Below are 2,919 nucleotides of genomic sequence, written 5' to 3'. Positions count from 1 at the left end.
TCTCTTCCGTTTTTCTTTCTTTTGATGGGTACTCACCGAGGTTTTGAATAGTTGGTCGAATAACTTTCTTAACCAAAGTGGGTACTTTTTTTATCCCGCTAATTCACTTTTAAAACAGTTTCTTAGTATCAGCGGGCCAATTTAAAATTTTCGATGGGGGATGTTTGACTCCCAAAAGTTTAGGAATATCATGTGGAATTTCTGTGAAAAGGGGAGGGTGGTGACTTTTTCTATGTAAAACCCTAGCGTTTTCATAGCCGGCAGTTTTGGTTGCCTTGCAGGCAAGGTAAGTTACAAACTTACCGGATTTATACCCACAAGTTGCGGCTGTTCCTAAACTTGAGGGATGAAATTTATTCGAGTAAAATGATTTTTACGGGGCCTTTGCTGTCGGCGTAGTCCTGTGCGCTGCTGTAATTGTAGTGTTCGGGTTCGGAAACGATGCCGGCTTCTACGGGATTTTGGTGCAGGTAATGGAGTTTTTGCTCGATCAGGAAATTGGAATCCAGGAGGATGGGTTGGTTGTTTTGCTGCCAGAATTGGTAGTCTTTGTTGTTTTGGTTATTTCTGCCAGCGCGGGCGAAGTGCCAGAGTATCCAGTCGCGGCGGCTTTCCTGCGGGTTTTCGGTAATGGCTTTGAGAATGGTTTTGGAAGTATGTTTTTTGAGGTCGCGCATAATAGCTTCCAGCGGTTCAGAGTGGCTGCCGATAATTAAATGCACGTGATTGGTCATGATGCACCAGGCGTAAACTTCAAGGCCTTTCTTTTCGGAGCAATAATTGAGACTGGCCACTACAATATCTTTGTAAAGCGGCCGCGTAAAAACATCGTTCCAGTTTACGGTAGCAAAAGAAACAAAGTAAAGCTTCTCCTGGTCCCAGAATTTATAGCTCCGGCTCATAACGCAACTTGTTTTGCAAAAAATCCTCCTAACGCCAGAACCCGTTTCAAGTTCCATGATAGGATTGGATGCGTTCCATCCCGCAAGTTTAGCGCAGCGCAACTTGTGGGAACCCCTTTGGTAAGTTTGTAACTTACCTTGCCTGCAAGGCAACTAAAACTGCCAGCTATGAAAACGATAGGGTTTTAGGAAGGAAAAGTCGTAAAAAAAACGCAATGCTTCCGCCAGTTACTAACTGGCTAAATTAAACATCCCGCAAGTTACGGCTCAGCCTAAACTTGCGGGATGTGAGGGGATGTGAGTAGTAAATTTTGGCTAATTATTTATCAAAGATAGACTAGGTTTCCCAGTAGCCTTATTTATAATATTTGCAATTTCATCATAAATCTTGATATAATCTCTTGGGTCAAAGGTATCTGTAAGTGCATCCTCAGTAGAATGAAGTGTACCAGAGCTTGCTGAAATTTCTCCATGAAGTACTTTCAACCTTTCAAAATCAGCATCCTCAATTGTCCCTAATCTTTCCTTGTTAAATGTGATTAAGTCATTATTATTAAAAATAAATTTCTTTATATCAGCAAAAACATGTTTTTCAACAAAGTCATTTATTGCAGATCTAAGCTCCTTATCAACCGTAGAATCATTCGCGGTTTCTAAATCAAGTTTGATTTTATTAAATCTGTCAATAAAATGAAGACTATTAAATGGTATTCCGGGTTCTAAAAATCCTGGTGAAGTAAAGTGTTTAAGTTGGTAAAAACTAGAACATTTTAATAAGATATTTTGAGTTTTTATATGTCCTTTGCACTTTTCAGAATCAGGTAAATCTTTACAAATTAAGCAACCAGATTTAGTAATATTTCCTTTACCATTTATCAGTTCGACTAGATTGTTATAAAACTCCAAGTTGTGCGTAAAAACTATAATTTGGTGGGTTTTAGTTAAGCTGAAAATGTTTTTTGCAAGTATCTTGATGTTTCCATGATCTAAACTAGTAATTGGGTCATCAAAGATTGCGATTTCCGAATCTGAAACTTCTAATTCAGCAAACCAATCGCAAATGGCATGCACTTTAGCTTCCCCCTCGCTAAGAATCCCCTCAAGTTTATGTCCTTCTATGTTTGATTCAATAATACTTTTCCCAGCTTCAATTCGAGAAATGCGCGCAATTTTTTCTCTTTTAGGAAGTCTAAAACTATCTAAATGACTTTTAAATTTTTGAAGATATTCATCGTTGATCAACTCCTTTTCTGCTTGCTTCTTCTTATTGGAAACTTTTAATTTGATTGTTTTTATTTTAGCTAATTCATCTGAATAGCTCTTGATTGAGTCTATTAATTCAATTAGATTTCCTAATTCGACTTTAGATTTTAATTTATACTCTTCATCTAAAATTGAATTTAGCTTTTTTTGATTAGCAATTTTAACTAATTCGAGCTTTGAAAGTTCTTCTGTTAAAATTGTCAATTCATTTTCAATTAATGAAATCTGGCTTCTAATAGTAACTAGGGTTAAATTTATCTCTTTTAATAAAAGCTCATTTCCTTCATTAGGATTTAAGTCAATTATATTCTTTATAATATCTGTTAAATAAGAATTATTCAAACAACTCTCGAGTAAATTTTCTATAAGAATGAATTTCCTAGTTTCAATATCATAAATCTCAATTGAGAATAATAAACCAAGATTACCTTCATTGAAATTGTTATTATCAAGATTCTTACTTATAAAGTTGTAAGTTAATTCCAATGATTGGTGAAGAGTATCTAACTCTTTTTCTCCTTCATTTGACACTAATTCATGTATTTTATTAATAATTAGTTTATTATCTGAAGGTATATCTTGATTGCAATAGAAGCATTTATCAACAGAGTTAGGATAATCTTCTATTTTAAGAAACTGTTTTAAAAGTGAATTAGCGGGATAAAAAAAGTACCCACTTTGGTTAAGAAAGTTATTCGACCAACTATTCAAAACCTCGGTGAGTACCCATCAAAAGAAAGAAAAACGGAAGAGA

General features: G+C 35.3%; 2 protein-coding genes. Both read right to left on the bottom strand.

The window, feature by feature from the left end:
• Window positions 1–353: 353 nt before the first annotated feature.
• Window positions 354–902 (bottom strand): REP-associated tyrosine transposase, encoded by a 549-nt coding sequence (locus ACFPIB_RS17460; protein ID WP_378018759.1) that lies wholly within the window; start codon window positions 900–902, stop codon window positions 354–356.
• Between the two features lie 315 nt (window positions 903–1,217).
• The gene (locus ACFPIB_RS17455; RefSeq protein WP_378018758.1) at window positions 1,218–2,696 is read right to left on the bottom strand and encodes a hypothetical protein; all 1,479 of its coding nucleotides are present in this window, start codon (window positions 2,694–2,696) and stop codon (window positions 1,218–1,220) included.
• Window positions 2,697–2,919: the final 223 nt, after the last annotated feature.

The organism is Adhaeribacter terreus, assembly GCF_042657365.1.
In the GTDB taxonomy this organism is placed as follows: Bacteria; Bacteroidota; Bacteroidia; order Cytophagales; family Hymenobacteraceae; genus Adhaeribacter_A; species Adhaeribacter_A terreus.
This window is presented reverse-complemented; position numbering and strand designations above follow the sequence as displayed.

Bases quoted from the DNA above. Each gene is read 5' to 3' on its own strand.
- ACFPIB_RS17460 (WP_378018759.1), bottom strand. From the start codon at position 902: ATGAGCCGGAGCTATAAATTCTGGGACCAGGAGAAGCTTTACTTTGTT.